This window comes from Chloroflexota bacterium (assembly GCA_014360825.1).
GTDB lineage: Bacteria > Chloroflexota > Anaerolineae > UBA2200 > JACIWT01 > JACIWT01.
Genome location: JACIWT010000008.1, coordinates 21529 through 44555, shown reverse-complemented (window position 1 = coordinate 44555; position 23027 = coordinate 21529). Strand labels below are relative to the sequence as shown.

Below are 23027 nucleotides of genomic sequence, written 5' to 3'. Positions count from 1 at the left end.
CAAGCGCCGGTTTATTTAACATAACAAGGAGGTATACGATGTGGCTCTTGGCATTGGTCGTGGTGATATTCCCCCTCGTCTTGATCTACCTGCTCTCCGGCATCTGCCTCGTGTACCAGTATGAGCGCGGGGTGGTCTTTACCCTGGGCAAGTACAGTGGTACCCGTGAGCCCGGCCTGATGTGGATCGCCCCGGTTTTCCAGAACATGCGCAAGGTGGACATGCGCATCCAGACTGCCGATATCCCCAGGCAAGAGGTCATCACCCGCGACAACATCACTATCCTCGCCAACACGGTGGTCTACTTCAAGGTGGAAAGGCCGGAGGACGCCATCATCAAGATCGAGGACTATGGTTACGCGGTTCGGCAATACACCCAGGCAGCTCTCAGGGACGTGGTCGGCAACAGCGAACTGGACTTCGTGCTCAGTGAGCGCGAGCAGGTCGCCAACAACATCCGCAAGATCGTGGATGCCGAGACTTCGGATTGGGGCATAGACATCGAGTCCATCAAGATCCAGGAGATCGAACTGCCGGCGGAGATGAAGCGGGCTATGGCCAAGCAAGCGGAGGCCGAGCGCGAGCGCCGCGCGGTGATCATCGCCTCGCAGGGCGAACTGTCGGCCGCTGAGAACTTGCAGAAAGCCGCCGAGATACTTTCCAAAAGCAGCGGCGCACTGCACCTCCGCACCCTGCAGACCATCCGCGATATCGCCGCTGACCCCTCGGAGAAAATCGTCATCTTTGTCCCCTCTGGTATGGAGGAGGTCATACAAAGGGTGGCCCAGGGGTAATCGGCATGTGGCAAAGCATTCTGCGCCCGCAACTCGAGGCTGCCAGGGCGGAGCAGCGCCCCCGTGCTTGGTCGGATCTCCGGCTGCAGAGCAACCTTCGCTACCTGCAACTGGCTTTCAATGAGGATTGGGCCCAGGCCAGACGAATTCTGCCCCTGATTCCGCAGAGTGACCGCATCTTGATCGAGGCCGGCACGCCCTACATCAAAAACGAAGGTCTGGCCGGCATTCGCGCTATCCGCGAACACTGGCCGGGTCCCATCGTGGCGGACCTGAAAACTGTGGACGGCGGAGCCGAAGAGGTAGCCATGGTTCGCGCCGCCGGGGCTACGGCGGCAACGGTGCTGGGCAGTTCACCGGTGGAGACCCTGGATCGTTTCATCAGCGCCTGCGCCGACTTGGAGATAGATTCGATGATTGACATGCTGGGCGTGAGCGACCCGCTGCGAGTGATGATGCAGTTGGCAAAGCCGCCCCAGGTGGTGGTACTGCACCGCGGGCGGGATGAGGAAGGCACGCGAGGCAAGGTCATTGGCTACAGGCATGTCAACCGGGTGCGCAGCAAATTCGACGTGCTTATCTCTGCTGCCGGCGGCGTGGATCTCCGGGAGGCCCGCAGCGCGATTTTCAACGGTGCCAGCATCGTCGTGGTCAACATCGTTTCCCCGGGCAAGCCCTGGGAGGGCATTCGCGCCGACAGTGATGTGGGTGGGATGGCCCAGCAATTCCTGGCCACCATCGAATAGGTGATTAGTGGCTTTACCTCACCCCCTGACCCCTCGTCGGGCAGTGAAACTGCCCTGTTCTCGGGCAGTTCCACTGCCCGAGAACAGGGCCGGGGATGAGGTTCAGAACCCTGGGGAACTGCGCCGGAGCAAGTCACGAGAAATCAAGGTAGCAAAAGAAACCATGGGCGAAATGGGGAGGTGCGTATGAGCAAGACTTCGCTGTGGGACCGGCTGCGCTATGCTTTCGACAACAGTCTGTCCAAGGGGCCTGTGGCGCTGATCGGCTGGCTGGCCTTGGCGTCCGCCGCTTTGATTCTCGCGGCCTCGCTTTTCCTCTGGGCCACGGGGATCGCACCCCAGCCTAACTTGATTGACCTGTTGTGGATGAACCTGCTGCACACATTGGGCCGCAGCATCCCCGACGGCGATAATGCCACCTGGCCCTACCGGCTGTTCATGCTGGCCGTTACCTTCGGCAGCATCTTCATCACTGGCACTCTCATCGGTGTGCTCACGGCTATAACTCGAAGCAAGATCGAGGACTTGCGCAAGGGGCGCTCCAAGGTTACCGAGACCGGCCACACCGTTATCTTGGGCTGGGCCCCGCACATCTTCTCTATTATCTCCGAACTCGTGGCAGCCAAGGCCAACCAACCCAAATCCTGCATCGTCATCCTGGGTGACAAAGACAAAGTGGAGATGGAGGAGGAGATCCGGGACAAAGTGGGTTCGACGGGCCGCACCCGCGCCGTCTGTCGGCGCGGCAGCCCGATAGAGATGAGCGACCTGGACATCGTCAGCCTGCAGACCGCTCACTCGATCATCATCCCTTCGCCCGAGGGAGATGACCCCGACTCCAGTGTGATCAAGGCCCTCTTGGCTATCACCAACAATCCCAACCGCCGCCCCGAGCCCTACCACATCGTCGCCGAGATCCGCAACCCGAAGAACAGGGAGGTGGCGCAGATAGTGGGGCGCGACGAGGTGGAATTGGTGCTGGTGGGCGACCTGGTCGCGCGCATCACCGCGCAGATCTGCCGCCAGCCGGGCCTATCGGTGGTTTACACAGAACTGTTGGATTTCGAGGGCGACGAGATATATTTCCACGCCGAGCCCGCGCTCACCGGCAAGACCTTCGGCGAAGCCTTGCTGGCGTATGAGGATTGCACGGCGATCGGGATATACCCCAAGAACGGCAAACTGCAACTCAACCCGCCGATGGAGACCGTCATTCAAGATGGCGACCAGATCATTGCCATCGCCGAGGACGACGACGCCATCCGACTGTCTGGGCGAACGGATGTGGGCATCCATGAGGAGGCCATCCATTCCCCCAAGGTCGCAGAGGCACGTCCGGAGCGCACCCTGATTCTGGGCTGGAATTGGCACGCGCCGTCTGTCATCAACGAACTGGATCGCTATGTGGCGCCGGGCTCGGTGGTTACCGTGGTGGCCGACTGCGCCGACGGAGCAGCCGAGATCGCCCGGCGTTGCGCTGGACTCCGTAACCAGACCGTCCACTTTCACTTGGGAAACACGACCGACCGCCACACATTGGACGGACTGGCCATCGAGACGTACAATCACGTGATCATCCTGTGCTATTGCGACACCCTCGATGCCCAGCAAGCCGATGCGCGCACGCTGATCACGCTCCTGCACTTGCGCGACATCGCCGAGCGCACCGGGCACCCCTTCTCCATCGTCAGCGAGATGATGGACGTCCGCAACCGGAACTTGGCGGAGGTTACGCGAGCCGACGACTTCATCGTCAGCACGCAGATCATCAGCCTGATCTTGGCACAGGTTTCGGAGAACAAAGCCCTCAACGCGGTCTTCACCGACCTCTTCAATCCGGAGGGGTCCGAGATATACCTCAAACCGGCGGCAGATTACGTGCGGTTGAACGGTGCGTTGAACTTCTACACCGTGGTGGAAGCGGCGCGACGGCGAAGCGAGGTGGCGTTAGGCTACTGGCTACATGCCCACGCCAACGACGCAGCGAAGGCTTACGGGGTAGTCCTCAATCCCGACAAGTCGGCCCCGGTTACATTCTCCGAGGGAGATCGGATCATCGTCCTGGCCGGAGGGTAGCCTCGCCGCCGGATAAATCCGGCGGCTACGTCTGAAAAGTCCCTGCGGGACTTGGTGAGCGTAGCCCAAATTCCATTTCCGGGCTAGGCTTCCGCCTGGCGACCATTGCCCAGGCGACCCGCAGTGCAACTGCGGGGGAACACGCGAGGTCGCATCCTCCCGCAGGTTCGCAATCACTTCTGTTCGGCGGCAGTTGCACTGCCGTCCATTTCCGCCGTGATTGCCCAGGCGACCCGCAGTGCAACTGCGGGGGAACGCGCGAGGTCGTATCCTCCCGCAGGTTCACAACCTGCGGGAGGGTCCCGCCCACACCGCACCGCCGGCTACGTCTGAAAAGTCCCTGCGGGACTTGGCGAGCATAGCCCGGGTATTCGTTCCCGAGCACGCTAATAGACTCGGACGATAGCGAATTCACAAATGGCCAGGAAAGCGAGGCTCAGGGAGAGGCCAAGGATGAGGAACAGGATGCGAGCGCGTCCCTGCGCCAAACGCGCCCGGGACAATAGATATCCCAGGATGACCGCTGCTTCCAACACCGCCAGCAAGAGCACCCACCACCGGGCTTCCCATGGCCAGATGATGTGCTCTGCGTAGCGGGACTGCAATTGTACGAAACGCCCTAGAAAACCCGTGAAGGCGGGTATGGGGATCATCACCGGGTGGGTGTAAAAGACCAGGAAGCCCAGGGCCGAGGCGATAGCATAAACCAACCCATCCCAGAGTTCATCCCAGCGCCCCCAACGCCAGACTGTGGCCAACAGGACCACCAGCCAGGCGACGGGGGCAAAAACGATCTTCGCCCAGATCAGAGAGGGAATGGCGCTCAGCATCCCCAGGGCAAACAGGAGCGCGAGATGGCTGGGAGCGACGGGGGTGTAGCGCCGCTGCTTGTAGAGGAAGGTGTAGAGGAGATAGGGAAGGCCAAGGTACTGGACGCCGAGGAGGGGGTTCAGGCTGAGTTCCTGCTGGAAATACCGGGAGCCGGACGGCAGTTCCAGCAGGGAGATTCCCCCCAAGAGCAGGAGGAAACTCAGGTACAGGGAGGTCTGGGCCCTGGTCCCAGAAACGGCGCCGGCAGAGGCCTTCAGCACCTCCCAGAACATCCCGGCCACGAAGATGAGGAGCGGCCAGAACCCGAGGATGCTCTCCCAATCCTCCGAGCCGAAGGCGAACCAGATACCGAAATAGCCGTATAGGACGAGGAAACCAGCCACGGAGAGACCGAATAGTCCCAGCAGTCTCTCCGCCGATAATCTCTTCGTCAGCCACAATGCCAGGGCCAGCAAGACGATGGCCACGGTGAGATACAAATGATAATCGAGTGCGGACGCAAATACCATCGAGGGTTCCAGGGACATATAGGCCATCAAGAGGGCGCTTCCCAATCGGTAGTGCAACAGGAACTGGGTCATGCCCAGTGTGGGCCCGTGGATAAGGAGGTAGGCGATGGCAATCCAGATCCCCCACAGGGAGAATATCACCAGGCGGAGAATCCTGGATGGTACCAGCGCTTTGATCGTATCTACCAACCATCTGGCCAGACTTTGTGCGCCGTTGAAAAGGTCCAATCCCAGCCAGAACCAGAAGAGACTCACCAATCCCAAGAGGTAGTGGAGGGAGAGGAATGTGTCCCCGAGGACCTCTTCGGCTGGGGTCTGCAGGAGATTGAGGCCGTAGAAACCGACGAAAAGGATGGCGCTCACCGCGAAAGCGATGGAAGGCTTGAAGGCTCGCTCTCTCAGAGTCCAGGGGTTGGCCACCAGAGCAAGGTAAACTGCCGCTAGGATCAGCCGGCCCTCATTTCCCGGCAGAATCGTCTTCAGGTGTAGAGAGGAATATGTAATCAGGGCCACGAGGTAACACAATAGGCAGAGGAGAGGGAGTCGCCAACGCGTTGGCCGGGATGAGGCCACCCAAGCGCCCGTGACAAGCAACCAGAAGGGGATGAGGGCGAACCAGGGAGTGCCCGCCAGACCGAAGCCCGCCGCCAGGCCATAGAAAGCAACGTAGGCAGCGGCCAGCACGTAAGCCCCCAGACCCACAGCAGCCGCGCCGACGAGGAGATACGCCCAGCCGAACGAGATAACAAAAAGGGAGAGGTACAGGGCAGCCGAAAGAACCCTCACTGCCTCCCCCTCCCATATTTCGATGCTCAGGATCGAGACCCCGGCACTTTGCAGGCTCAAGTAAGCGGTGGCCGCGACACTGACCAAGAGGATTGCCAGGCCAGGCCAATATAGCGGCCCACTGCGTGCCAGGACTCTCAGTGTGGCGAACCCAGCCGCCTCATCTTTTACCCGCACGTTGACTACATAATCTCGCAGTGCCGAGAAAAGGATGCGGCCCAGGCGCAGCAATGGGTGAGGAGACTTCCTCTCCCCCTCATCCGTCATGTTTCCCCCACTTCCGGTGGGATTGATCTCTGTGGCCAACGATCTCTCGTCAGGCGCGGCGCGAAAGGGCAATACGTGTCTTGCCCCCTAAGCGACCGGGCGTATCGGTTTCCCGCAGCCGTCGCAGAATTTGGCGCCTGGCCGCAAGGCTCGACCACAGTGCGGGCAAGTGGCCAGCAAGGCTGCCCCGCAGCCGTCACAGAATTTGGCTCCTGCTCGCACGAAGCGCCCGCAGGATGGGCAGCGCGGCGCGACCGGGGGCACGGGCGTGCTGGTGGCCGTCTGCTCTCCGATCACTCGCCCCAAATCCGCCTTCACATCCTGGGCCAGGGCAGAGAGCGAACTTTTCGCCTGCTCGACTTCTCGCTCCACAACGGCCTGCCCTCGGCTCAGGGTGTCTTGGGCCACTCCTTTCGCCACTTGGGTTTGCAGTGCCCCACCCTTCGTGACCCCTTTGACCACCTGCCGAACTGCGATCACACCCACCAAGAGGACGAGGCAGATAACCAACTGGGGCAGGAGAGAGAGCGCCAGAACGGGACCCAGTCGCCACATCTGATATGCGGTGAAGAGGGCCAGCAGGGAGAAGATCACGATGAGAGTGCCCGCCCAGTGCCGCAGCAAGAAACGCCCGATTGCCTTCCCAATCCTGGAAAAAAAGCCCTTCATATCCCTCTATCTCTTTGGCTCAGGCCTTCGCTTCCGCCGGTGCCCCGCAATGATCGCAGAACTTGGCCCCGGGGCGCAACTCTGCCCCGCACTTCGCGCAGGCAAGCACCAATGAGGCCCCGCAATTATCGCAGAACTTTGCTCCCGCCCGCACTGGCTGGTTGCAGGATGGGCAACGGGCTTGGGCTTTCGTTGGTGCGGGTGCTACCGGCGGGGCCATGACTGGGGCAGCCATCGGGGCAGCCGTCAGCGTGCCCCCGGCCGAGGCGATGTACTGGTCTAGGAACTCCCAAGTCTGGTCAATGATCTCCTTCTGCTTATAAGCCCCGTAGGCAGGGAGAGCAACCAACGGCCAGAAAACAATAGCGGCCACTGCGCCACTCACAACTTTCTCCGTCCACCTGGCGCCCCCCGTCTGCACTACCAGATTGTCTCCCTGGGGAGTCATCATTACTGTGAGGGCTTGAGAAGTAGCAGTGGTGATCCAGCCAGACCCCTTTTTCGCCTGCACCGTTACGCCATCTGCCCCTGGGCCTGGGAGCATCTGGGTCTGATACCCCTTGCCCTGGAAAAATTGCAGCAAAGCCTGCCCCGTGCAACTCGTCGTTGAGTTTGGGTTCCAGGGCGCGCAGCATCTCATTCACTCTCTCCGCCTGCTGTTGCAATTCTTCTGGCTGGACCACGCCGTCGGCCAGAGCCTTCTGCCAACTCTCCATCTTTTCCGCGTATTTGGAAAACATGGGCTCGTTGGACTCCTCATCAAACCAACTTTTTCTTTTCCTGGCCATTGTCGCCTCCTTCTCCTATGGGAATTGTTAAAGAACCGCCAATAGTTAGCCCGAAGCCCACAAGTGGCAGGCTTCTTGCTTTTCCGATATTATACACCATAAAGGGTGTGAAAGCAATAGGCAAAATATCCGATTTTTAATTTTTAATAAAAAGCCCAGGATTTTGAGAAATCCTCGACTTAACTCGATGAGACCCTTTGGCGCTCGTAGCCGGAAATGCATTGCGGGGCGAGGCCTCTTTGCGCCTGTGGTGTTGTTCGGGTACAATGGGGCTAGAGACTTTTCCCGAGGAATGGGTTGTATGCACGCCTTGAGCACCAGCGCGAAGCCGCAGCGTGTCGCCATCCTGCACTACGCTGGCCCGCCGGTGGTCGGCGGTGTGGAGAGCACCATTTACCATCACGCTCGCCTGCTGGCCCAGGCCGGCTACGAGGTGCGGGTGATTGTGGGGCGGGGCGAACCCTTTGATCCCCGCGTTTCGGTGTGCCTCGTCCCTCGACTTTATTCTCAGCACCCCGAGGCGCTGGCTGCGAAACGACAACTGGATCAGGGCACCGTCAGCGCGGCCTTCGAGCGGCTACGAGATGACTTACGCGGAGAACTGGCCGCCGCCTTGGCTGGCACCGATGCCTGTATCGTGCACAACGCCATGACTCTACATAAAAACTTGGCGCTGACGGCAGCATTGCGCGAACTTTCGGACCAGCAGATGACCCGATTCATCGCTTGGTGCCACGATTTCGCCTGGTGCAGGCCCCAGTATCGCCCGGAGTTACACCCGGGCTACCCCTGGGACCTGTTGCGCCAGCCGTGGCCAGGGGTGACCTACGTGGTGGTCAGTGAAGCGCAGCGAGAGGAATTGGCGACGCTGTTCCACTGTCCTGCCGAGGACATCCAAGTGGTGCCACCGGGGGTGGATGCCGCCGCGCTGCTGCGGTTGCGCCCACAGACGACAGAATTGGTCAGCGCCCTGGGTTTGTTGGAGGCGGAGATGGTGCTCCTCCTCCCGGCGCGCATCACCCGGCGCAAGAACATCGAACTGGCCCTGTGCATCACTGCCGCCCTCCACGAGCAGGGCTGTCGGGCCCACCTGGTGGTTACCGGCCCGCCAGGGCCACACAACCCCACCAACGTCGCCTATCTGGAACGGCTGCAGCGCCTGCGACGGGAACTGGGGGTCGAACAACACGTGCATTTCCTCTACGAACAGGGAACAGAAGAGACCCCCTTTGTCCCAGATGATGCTCTCTTGGCGGAACTGTATTTGGTCGCCGACGCGCTGCTTTTCCCCAGCGTGCAAGAGGGCTTCGGCATCCCGGTGCTGGAGGCTGGGCTCACCCGGCTGCCGGTGTTTTGTTCCGACATCGCGCCGTTTCGCGAGAGCGGCGGCGATTGGATCCACGTTTTCGATTTGAGCCAGAAGCCAGAGCAGATCGCGCGGCGCATCCGAGAGGTGCTGGGCAGCGATGAGACCTTTTGCCTGCGCCGGCGGGTGCGCGACCATTATACCTGGCAGCGCATTTTCGAGGACCGCATCTTGCCGCTGTTGTCGCCCGGTTCCTCGTGCGGATAGGTCCCATCTGGCACTTGGGTATCGGAGTGTTCCGTGGCGAAGAGGAAGAAACGACGGCTGTTCCGCATCTTGATCCCCGTCGAGAACCGCCAAGATGGGGAAAACTTGCTGCGCCTTGCCGCCGCACTATTGAAAGACCGCGAGGGCCAGGTGACCCTCGTCGGTGTGGTCGAGGTCCCTGGCGAACAGCCACTGAGCGCGGGGGCGTTCGAGGCTCAAGAGAGGCGCCGGGTCCTGCGCGAACTAGAGCAGGCCTATCGTCATCTCCCCCTGTGGGTGAAGGCTCGGGTGCGCGTGGCTCACGCTCCCTGGCCCGAGATCCTGGCCCTCATTCCCAAGGAGCGAATTGACCTGCTTCTCCTGCCTTGGCGATCTGAGGCATCCGATCAAGTGTTGGGCCAGTCGATCGATGCCTTGCTACAGGAGACCCCCTGCGATGTGGCTCTGGTGCGTGGCCATCTGACAGGGATTGATCGCATCCTATTGCCTGTCCGGAGCAGGTCGCCCCACGTGGACTTGGCCCTGCGCATTGCCGATGCCCTGGCCGAGGCAGAAGACGCCGAGATCACCCTGTTTCACGCTGTTGAGGAAGGGGCGGGGGATGAGGAGCAGACGCTAAGCCAGTTTCTGCCGCTCTTGCGCGGGAGACCTCGCATCACCGGCCGGGTGGCCGTTGTGGAACAGGTGCCAGAGAGCATCCTGCACGAGGCCAGTGGTCACGAGGTAATCGTGATCGGGGCCTCTATCCGTATGACACCGCCAGCGCCGGAGACGCGGCTGGGACCGATCGGCGCCCGATTGGCGGCGTTGACCCATCAGGCGCTCATCTTGGTGCGCAGCCGTCGGGGTATGGAAGTGGCGACCAAACAGGCCCTGCAGCCAGGCCCACTGCCTATGCCCATCTCCACTTCCATCTCGGTGTTGGTGGATAAGTGGTTTGCCGAGAACACCTTCGACAGCGCCGAGTTCGCTGACCTGCGATGGCTACTGGAGCAGAAGCGGAAACAAGGGCTGACCATCAGCCTGGGGCTGCCAGCCCTGAACGAAGAGGAGACGGTCGGGACCGTCATCCGGACCATCCGCTCTGCCTTGATGGAGGAGGTGCCCCTCCTGGACGAGATGGTCCTCATAGATAGCGGTTCAACGGACCGCACCGTGGAGATCGCGCAGGAGATGGGCATCCCCGTGTACTTCCACTCACAGATATTGCCCCAGCACGGCACATACCAGGGCAAGGGCGAGGCTCTGTGGAAGAGCCTGTACGTGCTGCGCGGAGACATCATCGTCTGGATAGACACTGACATCAAAAACATCCACCCCCGCTTCGTGTACGGCCTGATCGGGCCCCTATTGCGCTCACGTCGCATCCAGTATGTCAAGGGCTTCTATCGGCGTCCTCTCCGAGAGGCTGGGAAAATCCAAGCCAGTGGGGGAGGGCGCGTTACCGAACTGGTGGCCCGTCCCCTGTTAAACCTGTTCTGGCCGGAACTGTCGGGCCTGATCCAGCCTCTGGCTGGGGAGTACGCCGGCCGACGCCGGGCGCTGGAGCGCTTGCCCTTCTTCACCGGCTACGGCGTGGAGATCGGCCTGCTGATTGACCTTTTGGAAAGGTTCGGCCTCCATTCCATCGCTCAGGTAGATCTCCGGATGCGAATTCACCACAATCAGCCTTTGCTCGCGCTGAGCAAAATGTCTTTCTCCATCATCCAGGTACTCTTACAGCGGCTGGAGGACCGGCATAAGATCAGATTGCTGGAGGAGTTCAGCAGGAGCATGAAACTGATCCGCTATGGGGCCCGTCACTACTACCTGGAAGTGGAGGAAATCCGCGATCACGAGCGGCCGCCGATGATGGAGATACCCGAATACCGGGAGAAATTCGAGCCCTTGGCTTAGAGTAGGACAAATTGGCAATTTGTCCTACGGAGCGAAGAGGATGAGGTGAGGAGTTGAGCCGCATGTCAAACATTACCCGCCGAGAGTTCCTACGCCGGCTGGCAGCCGCGGGGTTCGGCACATTGGCCGGGGCCTGGTACCTGAGCGCCTGCCGGCGGCAGGAAATGCCCGTGCCCACGATGCCACCGCCGACAGACATCCCGTTGCCCCCTACCGCCGTTGCGCGCGAGACCGCTGTGCCCACCGCAACCCCGTCGGCGGAATACCCCTACCTGGCGGTGGCGCGAGGCGGCGAGCCGGAGGAATTGGTGCGACGAGCGATAACCGCACTGGGGGGTATGGAGCGCTTCGTGCGCCGCGGTGACGATGTGGTCATCAAGCCCAACATCTGCGTCGCCTATCACACCTACGAATACGCGGTGACCACCAACCCCTGGGTCGTGGCCGCGCTGGTCAGGCTTTGCTTGGAGGCGGGCGCGCGCCGGGTGCGGGTGATGGATTACCCGTTTGGCGGTGGTCCGGAGGAAGCCTACGTGCGCAGCGGGATCCAGGAGCAGGTGTTGGCAGCGGGCGGTCAGATCGAGATCATGGCGAAGTTCAAGTTCGTCAAGACCGACATCCCCCAGGGGTTAGACCTGCGCAGTTGGGATATCTATGACGATATCCTGAAGGCCGACGCCCTAATCAACGTGCCCATTGCCAAGGACCACAGTCTGGCCCGGCTCGCCTTGGGCATGAAGAACCTGATGGGCACGATCCTCAACCGGCCGGCGATGCACACCAACCTGGGCCAGCGGCTGGCCGACCTCACCAGCCGCATCCGCCCGGCACTGACTGTCGTGGATGCGGTGCGTATCTTAGTGGCCAACGGGCCTACGGGCGGCAGCCTGAATGATGTGAGGAAACTGGACACGGTGATCGCCAGCACTGACATCGTGGCCACCGACAGTTACGCCGCCACGTTATTCGGCCTACAGCCCGACGATCTGGCCTACGTCCGGGCGGGGACGGCGATGGGACTGGGGCGAAGCGATCTGGGCAACCTGAAGATCGAGGAGATCGCCGTTGGCGGCTGAGACGAGGCGCAAAGTGGGACGGCCGCGTCGCCGTTGGACAATGCTGCGTCGAGTGGTCCAGTACGGGGCGCTGTTTGCCTTTGTGGTGTTGTTTGTGGAGACCCGGCGGGGCGGGTGGCCTGGCACAGTGGTCAATCTCCCCATGCGGTTGGACCCGCTGGCGATGTTGGCTCATCTGCTATCCAGCCGCACTTTCCTGGCCGGCTCGGCGCTGGCGTTGGTCACCGTGGCCCTGACCCTGGTCTGTGGCCGGGCCTGGTGTGGGTGGCTTTGCCCCCTGGGGACGTTGCTGGACCTGTTTCCCTTGCGCCGCTGGCGTGGGAGGAGCCGGTTACCAGACTCCTGGCGCCGGGCGAAGTATCTCCTGCTGCTGACCATCCTCGCTGCCGCAGTCCTCACCAACCTGACCCTGCTGATTTCGGATCCCCTGACCATCGTGTTCCGCACCCTGTCGGCCAGCCTGTGGCCAGCGCTGGACCGGCTGATTACGGCTGCTGAGGCCACCCTGTACCAGATCCGGGCGCTTCGTCCCGCTGTATTGGCCTTCGATGCCCTGATACGGCCACGCTTGTTCCCACCACAGCCCGTTTCCTATCGCTACGCTCTATGGTATGCAGGCGCGCTTGTTGCTGTGATCGCGCTGAATCTGGTGGGCCAACGGTTCTGGTGTCGCTACCTTTGTCCTCTCGGGGCGCTGCTCGGGCTGCTGAGCAAGGCCGGCGTCCTGCGCCGGGAGGTGAACGAGCGGTGTAATCAGTGCGGTGCCTGCGCGCGTGTCTGCCCGACCAGCACCATCCGGCCCGAAAAGGGATATGCCAGCGACCCCGGTGAATGCACGATGTGCCTGGAATGCCTGACCGTCTGCCCGCAGAGGGCCGTCGGGTTCCCAGCCCACCTGTCGCTGGCCGAGTGGAACCACTACGATCCCAGCCGGCGGGAGGCGCTCATCGCCCTTGGCGTAGCCGCAGCTGGCTTCAGCATATTCCGCAGTGGCCTGTTCGCCATGCGCGACCACCCCTGGCTCATCCGCCCGCCTGGGGCTCGAGAGAACAACCTGCTCTCCAAATGCATCCGCTGCGGGCAATGTATCCGTGCCTGCCCGACGGGCGCTATTCAGCCGGCCATCGGCGAAGCGGGTCTCGAAGGGCTATGGACGCCGGTGCTGGTGCCAAGGTTGGGATATTGCGATTATTCGTGTAACGCCTGTGGCCAGGTGTGCCCGGTGCAGGCTATCCCGCCGCTGAGCCTGCCGGAGAAGCGACAGCAGGTCATTGGCAAGGCGCACGTGGACCCGGATCGCTGCATCGCATGCGGCGTCTGCGAGGAGATGTGCCCGGTACCCAACAAGGCGGTCAGGTTGGAATGGGTCGGGATGCAGTATGGCGACGGCACTACAGTGAGGGTGCAGCGCCCTCGCGTGTTCCGCGGGCGGTGCATCGGGTGCGGCGTCTGCGAGTACTATTGTCCGGTGGACGGTGAGGCTGCCATTCGGGTGTATGCGCCATAAAAATGCCCTCCCGGATGTAGCCTTGAGCCTTGCGCCTTGAGCCTTGCGAAGGTTTGGAACCTTCGCAAGGCTTACCCTCCCGCCGCCGGATGAATCCAGCGGCTACGTGTAGGAAGTCCCGCAGGGACTTTGTAACCGTAGCCGGCGGATTCATCCGCTGGCGTGGCTTCGCAGCCCACAGCCGGTGGCTTTATCCGCTGGCATGGGCATAACGTAGGGGCGGGTTTCCATACCTGCCCCGGATTGGTCGCCTGACGAGAGAGGGGTTGCGCCCTCCCGCCGTCGAATAAATTCGACGGCTACGTGTAGGAAGTCCCTGCGGGACTTGGTGGATGCATTCCAAGGCTTTGTTGCCGGTGGTCTGCCAGTCGGCTTTAGCCGACTTTGTAACCGTAGCCAGCGGATTTATCCGCTGGCGTGGCTTCGCAACCATCGGCCGGCGGATTCATCCGCTGGCGTGGCTTTGCCTTTTCTCAGTGATGCAGTATAATGGCATAGCGAGACGCACTACAGGAGGATGACCATGTCTGACTCACCCCGGATTATCGTGGAGCGTTGTCCTCAGTGTGGGGCCGGTTTGCCACCGGGCGGCGAGCAGGTGATCTGCGCCTATTGCGGCTCGCGGCTGATCCGCTATCGGCCAGAGAAGCCTGGTACCCCGACGCCAGGACAGGAACCCTTCGTCCAGGGGTTGCGCCTGAAAACGTTCTCCTGCGTGGACACCCAGGGCATCGGCATCGAGGCCTTTCGTATGCTCATCCCCAGCGGCTGGGAGTTCAGTGGCGGCGTGCACTGGCTGATGAACAACCCCGGGATGCCGGCTGTGGTCGCCTTCCAGGTTCGCAACCCCGGTGGCGAAGAGGTTTTCGAGGTCTTCCCCAATCTTTCCTTTTACTGGACCAATAACCCCATGGTGCTCATGATGTTCCCGGTGGGCAGTCTTTACTATGGCAACGAGGTGCGACCTCCCGCCGGAGTGCAACAAGTCCTGCGCGAGATCGTCGTCCCGCGCTTCAGGGGGCAGATGCCCGGGCTGCAGATCGTCCACGAGGAAAGCCTGCCCGACTTAGCCCAACAGTTGCGGGCGGCCAGCCCTGTGGCCCCAGATAGTATGACCACCGCCGAGGGGGCGAAAGTCCGCCTCCGCTACCAACAAGGCGGCAAAGTTATCGAAGAGGAACTCTTCGGAGTGGTGGAGATCACCCGTGTTGTCATGCCGGTGATGATGGGAGCGGTGGAGCACATCTATTGGATGGCCGATTACCTCTTCTCCTGCCGCGCCCTGGCCGACCGATTGGATGACCTCTCGGACCTCTTCCGGGCCATCGCACACTCCTTCCGGCTCAACCCGCAGTGGTACAGCCGCTACACACAGGTCAGCCAATACCTCATCCAGAACCAGATCCAGCAGATCCAGCACATCGGGCAACTCAGCCGCATCATCAGCCAGACCTCCAGCCAAATCAGCGATATGATGATGGACTCCTACTACCAGCGGCAACAGGTGTACGACCGGATTTCCAGTGGCTTCAGCCAAGCGATCCGGGGCGTGGACGAGTATCACGATCCATACAAAGAATACGGGGTGGAGTTGCCGGGTGGCTATCGCCATGCTTGGGCCAATAGCCTGGGCGAGTACATCCTGACCGACGACCCGAACTTCAACCCGAATATCGGCTCTAACCTGACCTGGCAGGAGATGGAGCGGCACTAACAAAGGGGACCCTCCCGCGGGTTTAGGAACCTGCAGGATGGTAACGTTCCGTAGCCTATACAGGGTTTGTCCTGTGTCGAGGCTATGTTATAATTTTGGTTGAGTATGGAGAGCCTATCACCGTTGCGTTGAGGCGGGGCCCAAGGAGGTTCAAGGGTGTGAAGCGGCTTGAGGATATTGCTCTGACACCGAACCAGCATCAGGCTTTGGCAGAATTACGACGTAGGTTGTTCGAAGAGTTCGAGATTGAGGCCCTGATTTTGTATGGATCGGTTGCACGTGGGGAGGCGGATGAAGAATCCGATTTCGATTTGCTCGTCTTAACCACGCATCCGCTGGCGCGTCCTGCCCGCCATAAGATCACCGATGTGGTCTTTGAAGTGAATCTACGCTATGACACGAACTTCAGCACTTTAGTCATTGACCGCCGCTCGTGGGAAATAGGTGCGGTTGCGGTGCTGCCCCTCCGACACGAAATCATCAAGGATGGCATCCCACTATGAATGCTGAGGAACAGCGCGCCGAAGTAGTCCGTTATTGGTGGGCCAAAGCCAAAGAAAGCCTGGCCTCTGCCCAACGCGAACTCGAAGCCGGAGCCTATGCTTTTGCCGTGAATCGCCTCTATTATGCCGCATTTTATGGGGTGAGTGCAGCACTTTTAGAGCGTCAACTATCTTTTAAGAAGCATTCAGGAGTCCGGGCTGCTTTCCAGCGCGAGTTCATCAAGAGCGGCTTGCTAGATGTGCAGTGGGGCAGACTCTATGACCAACTTTTCGAGGATCGGCAAGAGGGAGACTATGTGGCTTTGATCTCGTTTGACCGAGAGTATGTCGAGACCCAACTGACCCGCTGCATCCAGTTCCTGAATGAACTTCGCCCTCTGATCTCCTTGCTTCCACCAGAGGGTTAAGAGTCGGTTCCACAACATCGCGCAAGATGTTGGCATTTTTGACTTCTCTCGAAGAAAGGAGACGCTATGAAACCTTCCAAACACCGCTGGTTCGTAGTCGCTGTTTTCTTCGCCTTTATGTTGCTCCACCAGTGCGACAAACTGCTCATCGGGCCGCTGACCAGCCAGATCATGGAGACCTTCCGGATCAACGAGGCGCAGATGGGGGCAGTAGTCACCGGCGCGCTCATCGTTGGGGCCATCCTCTACCCGCTGTGGGGCTATCTTTATGATCGTTATGCGCGGTCGAAATTGCTCGCTTTGGCCTCGTTCATCTGGGGCTCGACTACCTGGCTGAGCGCCATCGCCCCCACCTACGGCGCTTTCCTGGCCACCCGCGCCACCACAGGGATTGACGACTCCTCCTATCCGGGCTTGTACAGCCTGATCGCCGACTATTTCGGCCCCGAGATGCGTGGCAAGATCTACGGGATCTTGGATATCGCCCAGCCCCTCGGCTATATGTTGGGTATGTTGCTGGCCCTCCTGCTGAGCGGCACGTTGGGCTGGCGCGGCATCTATTACCTCACCGGGTCGCTCGGTGTGCTGCTCGCGGCGGTGATTTTCTTCGGGGTGCGCGAAGTGCCGCGCGGCAAAGCCGAGCCGGAACTGCGCGACCTGGAACGCATAGGGGTTTACCGCTTTGACCTGCAGACCGCGCTGGGGTTATTCAAGAAACGCAGCCTGATCCTGCTCTTCACCCAGGGGTTCTTCGGCGTCTTTCCGTGGAACGTAATCACCTACTGGTTTTTCCGCTACCTGGAGACAGAGCGGGGCTATTCCAGCGCTGCGGTCTTCACTACGATGTCCATCGCGGTGTTGGTGCTCGCCTCCGGGTATTTTGTGGGCGGGGCAGCGGGCGATTTCTTCTTCAAGCGCACCCCACGCGGGCGAGCCCTGGTGGCGATGACCGGGGTCCTGGCTGGGGCCATTATGCTGGTGGTCACGCTCGCCGTTCCGGTGGAGAACCAGGGGCTGTTTCTGGTGCTATTGAGCATCACCGCCCTGTTCATTCCCATCGCTGCGCCAAATGTCATTTCCATTGTCTATGACATCACGCTGCCGGAGGTGCGCAGCAGTGCCCTGGCGGTGCAGTACTTCATCGAGTCGGCGGGGGCAGCCTTAGCGCCGCTGATGGCGGGTCTTATCGCCGTGCGCTCTTCTTTACATAACGCCATCCTGCTCATCTGTGTCTCGGCCTGGGTGTTATGTGCTATCTTCTTCGCCGTGGTCGCCTATCTGGTGCCGCACGACATTGCCACATTGCGCGGCCAGTTGCGCGAACGGGCAGAGCGGGAGCGAGCGCTGCAGGCGGGGTAGGCCCGCCGCCGGATAAATCCAGCGGCTACGTGTAGGGGGGCTGGCACGGTAAATTTACATAACGTAGGGGCAGGTTTCCATACCTGCCCTGGATTGGTGGTGGAATCCGCATCTGGAGGCCCGCCGTCGAATAAAATCGCCCGTGTGCGACGGCTACGTGTAAGAAGTCCCGAAGGGACTTTGGAACCCGAGCCGCCGGATTCATCCGCTGGCGTGTGGGGTTGCGGATGGAAGGAGGTCGCTATGCCGCTCAAGCCTCCTGCTAGTCTCGGCAGGCAAGTACGAGGAGCAAGAGAACGTGGTATCCCGCGATCTTAATGGATGCCGCATAAAGAACTTGGGGGATCTCTCTCGCATCATAGTCCACGACAGTACGGCTCTTTCCGGCGAAGATGACCTCGTTGCTGACCTCTTCTGCGTTCGTAAGGGGACGCGGGTGTTGACCCCCCTAAATCCTCCCGTCAACGGGGGGACTTCTCCCTCGCTATCCCGTTCCCTCCCCGTCAACGGGGAGGGAACGGGTGGGGCGGGGTCTCCCTCCCCGATGTCGGGGAGGGCTGGGGTGGGGTATTCGCCTATCCCCATCGAAAATCTCAACCCGGGGGATTGGGTGATCACCCACGATGGCCAACCTCACTGTGTGCTGCGCACCATCCGCAAGCGTCACCGGGGCCTGATGGTTGGCATCCGACACAATCTCCACACTCAAATGTTGTGGGTGACTGAGGATCATCAGGTGCTCTGCCAGAAGCGCACCCTATCCTACGGGGCCCAACGTACCTGGAAACACGTCCCTCGAGAGCATTTTCCACGCTCGCGCGAATTGCGCAAAGATATGACCGCAGCTGAACATATGCTCTGGCAAGGCCTACGAGGCAAGCAACTAGGTGTAAAATTCCGCCGTCAACATCCCATTGGGCCTTACATTGTGGACTTCTACTCTTGGGAAGCCGGCCTTGTAGTCGAGGTGGATGGCGATTCCCATTTTGCTCCAGAAAGCCAGGAATACGATGCCGCGCGAACAGAATATCTCGAAGCCCTTGGCCTAAACATTATGCGCGTCACGAACGAGGACGTTCTCCATCACCGCGAAGCCGTTTTGGAGTGTATCCTGGAGGCCACGCAGGAAGCGGCGCCGTCCGAGGATCACTACCGCCAATGGCGCCGTGCAGTCACCCTGAAGGTAGGGGACATCGTCTTCGCCCTCCCCGATGTCGGGGAGAGTCAGGGTGGGGTCAATCTACAGCCAGCGGGAATCACCTCCATTGAATGTGTGGAAAGCGAGGAAGAAGTCTATGATCTGGAGGTCGAAGGGGCACATACCTTCCTCACCGACGTCTGTGCTGTGCACAACTGCAGCTCCGAATATGAGAAACGGTTCTTGCGCTATCTCGACGCGCAAAGTAGCGAGTATACTCTCAAGCAAGCAGCCCGTCCGCTGTGTAGCCATGGACGGGCTTTCTCATCTTGAGCCTATCAAAACAATAACGCGGAGGTCGCTATGGGCGAAAAGGATCTTTACGAGGAACTCATCCGTTTCTACGAGTTTCAGTTGGGCCAATTGCCCAATCGCCAGGAGTTCAAAGAGGCGCTGCAAGCCACTCTCACCGAAGAGGACTTGCGCGTCTTCTTTTTGCTCCCCTTTTTCGGGATGATCCCCATCGAAAAACTCGAGCAGAAGGCAGCCAAAATCGGGATCCCGCGGGAAAGGTTGCACGAGATAGTGCAGCGCCTCATCCCCGAAGGCATCATTGACTCCTATGTTTCGCCCTCGGGTCGCCTGTGCGGGCGCGCACCGGTCATCGCCCTGTTGGAATTCCAGGTGCGCCTCAAGGAGGATTCGCCGATGCGCGCCGTGTGCGTGAAAGTGATGAACGCTTTCATCGAAGGGGCGGTGGACGTCATCCCCACCCGCACGCCCTACTACCGGGTGCTGCCTGTGGAAGCGACCCTCACCGGCGAAACCGAGCGCGTGGAGATCCCCATCCACGAGGTCGTGCCGGACCCCCGCCAGGTGCTGCCCATTGACGTCATCTCCGAGATGATCAAGAAGGAGCCGATCATCGCCGTTGCCGACTGTTACTGCCGTTCAACGAAGAAATTGCTGGGTGAGGGTTGTGGGCATCCTCTCGAGACCTGCTTCTACTTCAACGAACTGGCGATGATCAAACTCGAATCGGGCTATGGTCGCCGCGTGGACTACGACGAGGCGATGCGCATCCTGCGCGACTGCGAGGTACAGGGCCTGGTGCACAATGTGAGCAACTGTGAGGGCAAGATCCAGACCCTGTGCAACTGTTGCGCCTGCTCTTGTGCGGTGATGAAGGCCATCGTGCGCGGACAGAAGAACGTTGGCGCGCCGTCGCGCTTTGTGGTGGCCTTCGATGAGTCCAGTTGCACGTTGTGTGGCGAATGCGTAGAGGCCTGCCAGTTACACAATTTCTCCACTATGGACCACCGCCTTGTGGTCAAGACTGAAAATTGCATCGGGTGCGGCCAGTGTGTCTCCAGATGTCCGCAGGGAGCGTTGCGCATGGTGCTCCGCAAGCGACCCCCCAAGATCTATCGCGATAACGATGCTCTCTTCCGCAGGATCAACATGGAGGCTATGGTCGGGCTGGTACTCCGTAAGTTACAGGGCAAATAACCGCAGGGACGGGCACTGTACACGAGGGCAGTATTGCCCGCAACAAAATACCCATCGTCCATAGTGCGTCATTAGCGATGGCTACTATCCTCCCGCAGGTTGTCCAAACCTGCGGGAGGATACGGGCACAAAAGGAGTACGAACAATGGGGTTTTTGGACCGATTACTGGGGAAGGGGAAGACAAAAGGTGCGCCGGGCACACAGCCCGAGGTCTCTCCAGCGCGAAGATTGCCGGGAAGTGCCGACGAGCGGGCGCTGCAGTTGTGGGAAAGCGTCAAAAAACTCGGCGTCTCAGAGGCAGACCGCAGGAAGGCGGTGGCGATGTGCACGGAAATCCTGGGCCTGCTCGATCCGAACACGACCTCCCTGCACGTGGGCGTGGTCTTTTGGCAACGGGGCGTCTCGTACCGGCTGCTGAAGAATTACGACGCGGCACTGGCGGATCTTCAACAAGCGCTGGAATTCGGCCAACGCCGAGGGGACTACTCGCTGGTTTTGGACAGTCAGCGGGTGATGGAGGAGATCCGCCAGGAGAAGCGCCGAGCCGAGATCGAGGCCGGTGGGGGCGAAAAGGCGGACCGGCTCCAGGCGATGGAGCAGCAAGCCCGTCAACTCTGGCGCACCGGCCCCGAGGCCGATGCGGCCTTCGAGAGCCTCTTTGCCGATCTGCAGGATGGCGATTCAGACGTTCGCATCGCTGCGTCGCGCCTCCTTGGCGAGCCCCCGAATGCCGTGCGGCGGTTGATCTCCATCTACCAGCAAGACCTGGCTTCGGACCCCCATCGGGCCCATCTGGCAGGTCGGGTCCTTGGTCGTGCCATTGCCAAGGGTTCAACCGAACTTTTCCCCGCCGAGATCGCCCGGATGAAATACGGTCTGGACTTCTCCGTCATCCCCTGCTCTTGTGTGCACTGCGGGGCGATGAACTTGGGGATCGCGGTACCACCCAGGGCGCCGATGGTTCCCTACTATCACCAAGAGGATGACAAAGGCGCGTACGCCATCCCGGTGCTGTGCGACAAATGCAGCACTGAGTTCTTCGTGGTTTGGGACGTGGACCCCCGGTAGCGCGAGAAAAGCACATGTCAGCACGCATTATCGCAGGTACGCATTGTAAACCTTTGTGTAAGCAACTTACATGGACTGATGCCCTCTGGTGTGGCTGTTGCTATTGTTAATCCCAGTAAAGGTGGTAGCCTATGAAAAGCACGACAGCATTCTTCCACTGCGGTGATTACTTAAGAGAGACCCTTCGTGACGAGATTCAAGAAGTCCAATCAGTCATTGCAGCAGTCCGATGGGCTTACGAATTCGGTTACCGCGAAGACGGCACTACCTACAAGCATCAGGCGGGATACAATAGAGCCTTTGGGCGTGAGTTCCGCAACCGAGGCTGGGAACCTCAACCTTTGCTTAGCCGAGATCCCAGACTTATCGGTGATTTCAGAAAGGGCCTCGTATTCGTAGAAATACAGTTTGGCAACAGCGCGGCGTTGTACAGAGATTACTACAAGTTTCAGTATGGATTAGCGAACGGCCTCCTCTCCTTGGCTGTTTTGATTGTGCCCGCCGACCCGGGTTCGTTCTTCCCTACGCGTCCTAAGAGTGTCCAGAATATGGCTGATTACTCCCTGGCCCATACGTGCTTCAGCGTGCTGCCAATAAACGTTCCCACTTTTCTGATCGGCCTCTTGGCAGAAAACTGAGATGGGGTAACGAGGTTCATTCAGGCCCCCACAACCGCCTGTAGAAAGAGTCATTCTTGTAAAGAGGGTTAGCCAGACAGCAAGCATGATCAAAATCCTCGTCAGTGCTTGTCTTTTGGGTTGCCGGGTGCGCTATGATGGCTCTGACGCTGCCGTGCGGAGCACGATTTTGCAAGAGTGGCGAGCCGAGGGTCGTATTATCCCGTTCTGCCCAGAAGTGGCTGCCGGCATGAGCATCCCCAGGGAGCCGGCGGAGATCATTGGCGGAGAGGGCGGGGATGTCCTCGTCGGCGAGGCGATTGTGCGAGAGGCGGGCGGGAGAGAGGTAACGGGTATCTACTTGGATGGGGCGAGGCGGGCGCTCGATCTGGCGAGGGCAGAGGGAGTGAAGGTGGCGGTGATGAAGGATGGCAGCCCGTCGTGCGGCAGGGGGTTCATCTACGACGGCAGTTTCACGGGAGTGAAAAAGCGTGGCCGAGGGGTGACGGTGGCGATATTAGAGCGGGCGGGGGTGAGGGTGTTCAGTGAGGCGGAGATCGAGAAGGCGGCGGAGTGGATGAGGCAAAGCGCAAGGTGAACCTACACAAGAGGAGCAGGGCGATGGATACGGCGACGCTGATTCTGGCTGCCGTGGCGGTGATACTGATGGCAATCGCCTTCTGGCGAGGACGCGGGCTACCGCTGGCCGGGCTGTTGGCTGCCGGGCGCATGATATGGTCGAACCTGGCGATCCTGTTGCTGGGCTTCGTGATCGCCGGGCTGATCCAGGTGCTGGTTCCTAAGGAACTGATCACCCGCTGGCTGGGCGCAGGGGCAGGTGTCAGAGGAGTGCTTATCGGGTGCGTGCTGGGCGGATTGGTACCCGGCTCGCCCTACGCGGTCTTCCCCCTGGTGGCTTCGCTCCACCGGGCCGGGGCAGGTCTGGGCGCGGTGGTAGGATTTGTCTCTGCCTGGGCCTTGTGGTCAGTGTCGCGTCTGCCCACGGAGATAGCGCTGATCGGCCCGAAGCCGGCCCTGGTGCGCTACGTCATCACCTTTGTGGTGCCACCTATCGCTGGGCTGGTGGCGAATGCCGCCAGCCGGTTGGTGTGAAGGAGTTATAGCCTTGCGAAGGTTTAGAACCTTCGCAAGGCTGAGCAGATGCAGCACATGGTGACACTTTGTGATTCGCT

21 protein-coding genes are annotated in these 23027 nt (G+C 60.4%); 18 read left to right on the top strand and 3 right to left on the bottom strand.

What is annotated here, in order from left to right; all coding sequences use genetic code 11:
- Positions 1-47 precede the first annotated feature (47 nt).
- The 3 genes from H5T64_06820 (at position 48) to H5T64_06810 (ending at position 3616) form a co-directional block, all read left to right on the top strand.
- Positions 48-794 (top strand): slipin family protein, encoded by a 747-nt coding sequence (locus H5T64_06820; GenBank protein ID MBC7264058.1) that lies wholly within the window; start codon positions 48-50, stop codon positions 792-794.
- A gap of 5 nt (positions 795-799) precedes the next feature.
- A complete protein-coding gene (locus H5T64_06815; GenBank protein ID MBC7264057.1) occupies positions 800-1540 on the top strand; it encodes an orotidine 5'-phosphate decarboxylase in 741 nt (246 codons plus the stop codon).
- A 186-nt stretch (positions 1541-1726) separates the two neighbouring features.
- A complete protein-coding gene (locus tag H5T64_06810; protein ID MBC7264056.1) occupies positions 1727-3616 on the top strand; it encodes a potassium transporter TrkA in 1890 nt (629 codons plus the stop codon).
- 386 nt (positions 3617-4002) lie between these two features.
- Here the strand turns inward: H5T64_06810 and H5T64_06805 are convergent, their stop codons facing one another.
- The 3 genes from H5T64_06805 to H5T64_06795 all read right to left on the bottom strand — a co-directional run bounded on the left by H5T64_06805 (position 4003) and on the right by H5T64_06795 (position 7318).
- The gene (locus H5T64_06805; GenBank protein ID MBC7264055.1) at positions 4003-6009 is read right to left on the bottom strand and encodes a hypothetical protein; all 2007 of its coding nucleotides are present in this window, start codon (positions 6007-6009) and stop codon (positions 4003-4005) included.
- 87 nt (positions 6010-6096) lie between these two features.
- Positions 6097-6564 carry a zinc ribbon domain-containing protein gene (locus H5T64_06800; protein ID MBC7264054.1) on the bottom strand — a complete coding sequence of 156 codons (468 nt, stop codon included), beginning with the start codon at positions 6562-6564 and terminating at the stop codon, positions 6097-6099.
- 133 nt (positions 6565-6697) lie between these two features.
- Complete coding sequence (locus H5T64_06795) at positions 6698-7318, bottom strand: zinc ribbon domain-containing protein (protein ID MBC7264053.1); 621 nt, start codon at positions 7316-7318, stop codon at positions 6698-6700.
- A 449-nt stretch (positions 7319-7767) separates the two neighbouring features.
- Between H5T64_06795 and H5T64_06790 the strand changes: the two genes are divergently transcribed.
- The 15 genes from H5T64_06790 to H5T64_06720 all read left to right on the top strand — a co-directional run bounded on the left by H5T64_06790 (position 7768) and on the right by H5T64_06720 (position 22947).
- On the top strand, positions 7768-9039 hold the full coding sequence (locus H5T64_06790) for a glycosyltransferase family 4 protein (GenBank protein ID MBC7264052.1): 1272 nt from the start codon (positions 7768-7770) through the stop codon (positions 9037-9039).
- 33 nt (positions 9040-9072) lie between these two features.
- Positions 9073-10935, top strand: a complete 1863-nt coding sequence (locus H5T64_06785; GenBank protein ID MBC7264051.1) for a glucosyl-3-phosphoglycerate synthase — start codon at positions 9073-9075, stop codon at positions 10933-10935.
- A gap of 62 nt (positions 10936-10997) precedes the next feature.
- Positions 10998-12011: a DUF362 domain-containing protein gene (locus tag H5T64_06780; GenBank protein ID MBC7264050.1), complete on the top strand. Its 1014-nt coding sequence runs from the start codon at positions 10998-11000 to the stop codon at positions 12009-12011.
- Positions 12001-13518 (top strand): 4Fe-4S binding protein, encoded by a 1518-nt coding sequence (locus H5T64_06775; GenBank protein MBC7264049.1) that lies wholly within the window; start codon positions 12001-12003, stop codon positions 13516-13518. Before H5T64_06780 ends, H5T64_06775 begins: the two co-directional genes overlap by 11 nt.
- 332 nt (positions 13519-13850) lie before the next feature.
- A complete protein-coding gene (locus H5T64_06770; GenBank protein ID MBC7264048.1) occupies positions 13851-14039 on the top strand; it encodes a hypothetical protein in 189 nt (62 codons plus the stop codon).
- Positions 14040-14041: 2 nt separating this feature from the next.
- Complete coding sequence (locus tag H5T64_06765) at positions 14042-15232, top strand: zinc ribbon domain-containing protein (GenBank protein MBC7264047.1); 1191 nt, start codon at positions 14042-14044, stop codon at positions 15230-15232.
- A 158-nt stretch (positions 15233-15390) separates the two neighbouring features.
- A complete protein-coding gene (locus H5T64_06760) occupies positions 15391-15735 on the top strand; it encodes a nucleotidyltransferase domain-containing protein (GenBank protein ID MBC7264046.1) in 345 nt (114 codons plus the stop codon).
- On the top strand, positions 15732-16142 hold the full coding sequence (locus H5T64_06755) for a HEPN domain-containing protein (GenBank protein MBC7264045.1): 411 nt from the start codon (positions 15732-15734) through the stop codon (positions 16140-16142). Before H5T64_06760 ends, H5T64_06755 begins: the two co-directional genes overlap by 4 nt.
- A gap of 66 nt (positions 16143-16208) precedes the next feature.
- Positions 16209-17501, top strand: coding sequence for an MFS transporter (locus H5T64_06750; GenBank protein ID MBC7264044.1), 1293 nt, complete (start codon positions 16209-16211; stop codon positions 17499-17501).
- 562 nt (positions 17502-18063) lie between these two features.
- Entirely contained in the window at positions 18064-18972 is a 909-nt protein-coding gene (locus H5T64_06745; GenBank protein ID MBC7264043.1) for a DUF559 domain-containing protein, read from the top strand.
- 30 nt (positions 18973-19002) lie between these two features.
- Positions 19003-20148, top strand: a complete 1146-nt coding sequence (locus H5T64_06740) for a 4Fe-4S binding protein (GenBank protein ID MBC7264042.1) — start codon at positions 19003-19005, stop codon at positions 20146-20148.
- 145 nt (positions 20149-20293) lie between these two features.
- On the top strand, positions 20294-21217 hold the full coding sequence (locus tag H5T64_06735; protein MBC7264041.1) for a tetratricopeptide repeat protein: 924 nt from the start codon (positions 20294-20296) through the stop codon (positions 21215-21217).
- A 131-nt stretch (positions 21218-21348) separates the two neighbouring features.
- Complete coding sequence (locus H5T64_06730; protein ID MBC7264040.1) at positions 21349-21855, top strand: hypothetical protein; 507 nt, start codon at positions 21349-21351, stop codon at positions 21853-21855.
- 85 nt (positions 21856-21940) lie between these two features.
- Positions 21941-22432, top strand: coding sequence for a DUF523 domain-containing protein (locus H5T64_06725; GenBank protein ID MBC7264039.1), 492 nt, complete (start codon positions 21941-21943; stop codon positions 22430-22432).
- Positions 22433-22455: 23 nt separating this feature from the next.
- Positions 22456-22947, top strand: a complete 492-nt coding sequence (locus tag H5T64_06720) for a permease (protein ID MBC7264038.1) — start codon at positions 22456-22458, stop codon at positions 22945-22947.
- The last annotated feature ends 80 nt before the right edge of the window (positions 22948-23027 follow it).